The sequence below is a fragment of the Mycobacterium intermedium genome (assembly GCF_002086275.1).
Classification (GTDB): domain Bacteria; phylum Actinomycetota; class Actinomycetes; order Mycobacteriales; family Mycobacteriaceae; genus Mycobacterium; species Mycobacterium intermedium.
The window spans coordinates 1-5,375 of record NZ_MVHT01000165.1 but is presented as its reverse complement, the minus strand read 5'-3'; the positions used below and the strand labels follow the sequence as shown (position 1 = coordinate 5,375).

Below are 5,375 nucleotides of genomic sequence, written 5' to 3'. Positions count from 1 at the left end.
GCTCCACCAACCCCGCCGTTGCCGAACAGGCCCGCGGTGCCACCGGCCCCCCCGGACCCGGCGGCGGTAGTAGCGGTGCCGGCCACACCCGATCCGCCATTGCCGCCGTTGCCCCACAACAAGCCGCCAGCCCCGCCGTTTTGCCCTGTCCCCGGAGCCCCATTCACGCCGTCGCCGATCAACGGGCGACCCAGCAAGAGTTGAGTGGGTGCATTCACGACACCCAGCACGCTCTGTTGCAACACCTGGAAGGCGTCCGCCTCGGCAGCCGCATACGAACCCGACGCCCCGGCCAGGGCCTGCGCGAACCGTTCGTGGAACGCCGTCGCCTGCGCGGAGATCCGCTGATACTCGTTGGCTTGGCTGCCGAACAACGCCGCGATTGCCGCCGACACCTCGTCAGCGGCGGCGGGCAGCAACTGTGTCGTCGCGGCTGCTGCGGCCGCGTTGGCGGCGCTGATCGTTGAACCGATACTGGCCACGTCCCCGGCCGCTGATGCTGTCAAGTCGGGAACTATGACCAAAAATGACATGAGCACGCATCCTTAACCTCAGGCGATTTTCGTCCGTCATATCGGCTAAGGCGAACGCATCGTGTACAGAGTACGAGCACTCTACATCAATTCGAGCCATTATGGTCGAGCTAGACGAAATTGATCTGGACAGTAAAAGATTCCCTTTTCGGGGACGACCATTTTTTCCGGAATAGTTGTTCGCGCGGCTGTACCGGCTGCAACGCGAATAGTCGCGATGGCCCCCGAGTGGTCCACTCGGCGGTCCTCTAACGCTATGAAATACATTGGAGTACAACAGAAGTCAGAAAAACCGCCCTGGTATGTCCGGGCGTGGAAGTGTGCTTTCCTGCCTGTCTCAGTGTTATTTACGGGGACGACAAATATTCGCGGGGTGTACAACGTATCTAGCGGAACATGATCAGTTGAATTCAACTGACTTGGCAAATGACCGCTGGTCATCATTTGAGCAATTCAATGTAAAGTGGATATACACGCGGCGTTTGTGGATCTAGCGATTTCCAGTAGTGTGTTGTCGAGATACCCCTATTTGACGTCGACCGGGTACCCGCAGGAGCTCCAAAAGCTAGGTGTCTGCGGTGAATCATGTTGCCGCTTCATGTGGGCTGGGTATGAACCATGAGCTCCCATGCCGGCGTCTGGTCTCGTCAGCTCGCGCTGTTGGGTTCGATCTGCGCGGCGTAGGTCTCCGTCACGGCGCCGCGTCCGTACGCGGCCCCGAGCAGGTTCGCGCACTTGTCGTGGTCATCGGGTTGGCCCCGGCCAATGGGGCCGCGATGTCCGATCGGCACCCAGCGGCTTCGGCTCGATCTCTGTGGCGGTCGCCGAAAGCCAGGCGCCGATGAAGAGGGCTTCGATGCGGTGAGCGTCGTTGCGCCCTCCGTTGCCCGCGATGACGCGTTCCGCGCGTTGCGGGACCTCGCCGGAAACCGAGCTGTACCGCCCGCAGGAGATCGACTCTAAGTGCTGGGACTACCCTCTTGGCCCGGTATACCTGGGTCGGTTAGTCCGCCGCGCTCGCCTGGGCTGCCTGGCTGGCCTGGGCTGCCTGGCTGGCCTGGCTGACCGGGCTCGCCAGGTCTGCCGGGCTCCCCTGGCTGTCCGGGTTGCCCGGGCTGGCCCGGTTGTCCCGGCTGGCCGCCGGGGCCGCCCTCGCCGCCACCGTTGAAAGCTGGGTCGTCTGTTTGCGCCATCGGTCTGCCTCCTAGTGGGCCCCAGTGAGCCGCGACATAGCGCGGTTGGCGCCAAGCTACCCCACCTGCGTCGGGCTCCGGCAGTCGGCCGCTGAGGTGGTCCGCAGATCGAACGCCGCGGGCGACAATAAGGCGATGATTGCTTTAGAAGTCCAGCAGGCGGACGTGACCAAACTCGAGGTCGATGCCATCACCAATGCCGCGAACACCCAACTTCGACATGGTGGCGGCGTGGCCGCGGCGATTTCCCGGGCAGGCGGGCCAGCCGTGCAGCGGGAATCGCACGACAAGGCCCCGATCGGACTCGGCGAAGCGGTGGAAACCACCGCCGGCGACATGCCGGCGCACTACGTGATCCACGCGGCCACGATGGAGTTGGGCGGGCCGACCTCCGCCGAGATCATCACCCGGGCAACCATTTCGACGCTGCGCAAGGCCGATGAGCTGGGTTGCCGGTCGCTGGCGCTGGTGGCATTCGGTACGGGCGTGGGTGGCTTCCCGTTGCACGACGCGGCTCGGCTCATGGTCGACGTCGTCCGACAGCACCAGCCGGCATCCCTGGAGCGAGTCGTCTTCGCGGTCCACGGGGAGGCCGCCGAGCAGGCGTTTGCGGCCGCCGTGCAAGCCTAATCGTTCGGACAGGGATTTCCCGAAACGATGTTGCCGGTTGCGTCGGGACTGCCTGGGTTAAGCGAATGCAGAGCGGCCCTTGCCAGCTAGGACGGCCCCGTACAAGCAGCGCGTATGAGATGTTCAGTGACGGGTCTGGCGTGTGGTCCGGTGCCTTGTCACGGTAGCGATCCGGTAGTCCCGGGGTTGCCGTTGACGGGTGGAGGCGGTCCACTCCCGGCGCCCGCCAAACCGACCGCACCGGCGACGGTTCCGCCTGGGAAGCTAACGGCGAAAGCGCTGCCGGCGTTACCGCCGCTGCCGCCTTTGTATCCGCCGTCGCCGCCGTCGCCGCCATCGCCGCCGGTGGCGGTTCCGCTCCCGTAATTTCGCGCCGTCCCGCCGGATCCGCCGCCCCCTGCGTAGAGTTGGGCGTCGCCGCCACGCCCTGCGTCGCCGCCAACGGCATTACCGGTGCCGGCGTTAATGGTGGCGTCACCACCGCCGCCACCGATCCCGTGAATGACGACAACGTCGTTGTACCCGGAGCCGGCCGCGCCGCCCTGGCCGCCGACGGCATTGTTCAGGTTGCTGGCGTTGTTGATTTGCACGTCGCCACCGTCGCCGCCGCTGCCACCGTAGCCGCCTGTGGGGGAGCTGTTGCCGCCAGCGCCACCGTTGCCCGGGGTGGCCATCCCGATTCCGTCATTGCGAGCGAAACCGCCGGACGCGCCGGATCCGCCGCCTTGGGCGCCGTCGGCGCCGGCCCCGCCGTTACCGGCGGTGGCGTTTGCCGAAGAGGCTGGGTTCAGCACACGTGCGTCGCCGCCGGTGCCACCGTTCCCGCCTACGCCGCCACCGCCGGCGGCGCCATTCGCGCCGGCCTTTGCGATGGCGTTTCCGGTTCCGTTGGCCCACGCCGAACCGCCTTGGCCGCCGCCTCCGCCGCCTCCGCCGCCGATATCGCCGTTGCCGGTGCCGCCGGCGCCGGCGGTCCCGCCGATGGCGTCGCCGGAGCCGTTGTTGGTCGCAGTACCGCCGGTGCCGCCGATGCCGCCGGTGCTGCTGGTGCCCGTGGCATTGCCGCCCGCAGCACCGGCGCCGCCGATGGCCTTATGGGTGGAGGCGGCCTTACTGATGTAGGCGTCCCCGCCGCCCCCGCCGTGCCCGGGTTGTATCACGCCGAAGTTGTCAATGCCGGTACCGCCGGCACCGCCGGTGCCGCCGATGGCGTCATTCGGGTTGGCGGCGTTGTCGATCTGCACGCCGCCGCCTTGGCCGCCGCCACCGCCGCCGAAGAGGCTGCCGGTGCCGCCCGCTCCTCCGGTGGCTGCAGTGTAGTTCCCGGTTCCGGCGGTGAACGCGAACCCGCCGGACCCGCCGGACCCGCCGCTCTCACCATTGCCTCCGGCCCCTCCGTTGCCGGGTGTGGCCGTTGCCGTCGAGGCGGGGTTGAAGATGCGTGCGTCGCCGCCATGACCACCCGGCCCACCCGTGCCACCGGGGTTGTCGATCCCCTTCGCGCCGTCGTGGCCGATGGCGTTTCCGGTGCCATTGGCGATCGCGTCACCACCTGTGCCACCGGCCCCGGCGTTGGTGGGTCCGGCTCCGCCGGCGCCGGGGGCCCCACCGATGGCGTCTCCGGAACCGTTGTTCGTCCCAGTGCCGCCTCCGCCGCCGATGCCGCCGTTTCCGACGGTGGCGTTGCTGCCCGTTCCCCCGGTGCCACCGATGGCCTTGCGTGTGGAGGCGGCGCTGTTGATGTTTGCGTCGCCGCCGTTCCCGCCGTAACCGGTGCCGAAGTTGTTAACGCCCGTGCCTGCCGCTCCGCCGGCCCCGCCAACGGCGTCATTCGGGTTGCCGGCGTTGTTGATTGCCACGCTGCCGCCTTGGCCGCCGCTCCCGCCGCCGCCGACGCTTCCCGTGCCGCCCGCTCCACCACTGCCGGGGTTGAGGGCTCCGGTTCCGTTCATTTGTACAAACCCGCCGGTGCCGCCGCTTCCGCCGGCGAGGCCGTTGCCGCCCTTACCGCCGTCGCCTGACGTCGCGGCAGCCGTAGAGGCGGCGTTGAGGATGCGCGCGTCACCGCCGTGCCCGCCATTGCCGCCGAAGGTGCCGGGGTCTGTGCCGCCGTTGCCGCCCGTGCCGCCGTTGCCGCCCGTGACGTTTCCCGTTGCATTGGTAACTGCGTCGCCGCCGTCGCCGCCGTTGCCGCCGTTGAAGTTGCCCACGCTGTTGCCGCCGGCACCGCCCTTGCCGCCGGCGCCGCCCAGCGAACCGCTGGCGCCGCCGTCGCCGCCCCTGCCGCCGTGGCCGCCGGTGGCCGACGCGTTACCGCCGGCCCCGCCAACGCCGCCGGTGCCGTACATACCGCCGCTGCCGCCGGTCCCGCCGTCCCCGCCATTGGTCGGAGCGCCTTCGCTGGTGGCGTCGTAGCCGGCGCCGCCGGCGCCGCCGGTGCCGCCGGTGCCGAAAGTGCCGGACGCGCCGGTGGCGCCTTGAACGGTCCCGGCGCCGCCCTTGCCGCCGGTGCCGACCGAGCCGGGATTGCCGGCGTCGCCGCCGTTGCCCCCGTTGTGTGAGCCGGCGTTGCCGGCACCGCCGGCGCCACCGGTGCCGCCGGCCCCGGCATCGCCGCCTTGGCCACCGGTGCCGCCGTTCCCGTTGGCGCCTGCCTGGCCGAACAGTGCCGAGCCCTTGCCGCCGGCGCCCCCGACACCACCGTCGCCGCCTTGGCCACCGTTACCGCCGGTGCCACCGGTGCCGCCCGCGCCACTAGGAGTGCTCCCCGGCGTACCCGGGCTGCCCTGCGCTCCAGCGCCGCCAACGCCGCCGACACCGCCTACGCCGCCAACGCCCCCATTTCCGAACAGCAGGCCACCGCTACCGCCCGCACCACCGTTGCCGCCGGTCCCGCCCGTTCCGCCGTTCGGCGCGCCGGTCGCGCCGGTGGTGCCGGTCCCGCCAGCGCCACCAGCCCCGCCGTTGCCCCACAGCCCGGCGTCACCGCCACGCCCACCCGGTTGGCCGGCCGCGCCGG

The 5,375-nt window shown here is 69.8% G+C and carries 3 protein-coding genes; 1 reads left to right on the top strand and 2 read right to left on the bottom strand.

All coding sequences use genetic code 11. The annotated features are described in order from the left end of the window. Positions 1-533 (bottom strand): PE family protein (locus BST27_RS29485; RefSeq protein ID WP_139805448.1); only part of this gene is annotated, 533 nt, incomplete at its 3' end. A gap of 1,328 nt (positions 534-1,861) precedes the next feature. Here BST27_RS29485 and BST27_RS29475 point away from each other — a divergent pair. After that, positions 1,862-2,356, top strand: coding sequence for a macro domain-containing protein (locus BST27_RS29475; protein WP_069422616.1), 495 nt, complete (start codon positions 1,862-1,864; stop codon positions 2,354-2,356). A 158-nt stretch (positions 2,357-2,514) separates the two neighbouring features. Here the strand turns inward: BST27_RS29475 and BST27_RS34695 are convergent. After that, positions 2,515-5,375 (bottom strand): PE family protein (locus BST27_RS34695; protein ID WP_170062395.1); only part of this gene is annotated, 2,861 nt, incomplete at its 5' end.

Bases quoted from the DNA above. Each gene is read 5' to 3' on its own strand.
- BST27_RS29475 (WP_069422616.1), top strand. From the start codon at position 1,862: ATGATTGCTTTAGAAGTCCAGCAGGCGGACGTGACCAAACTCGAGGTC.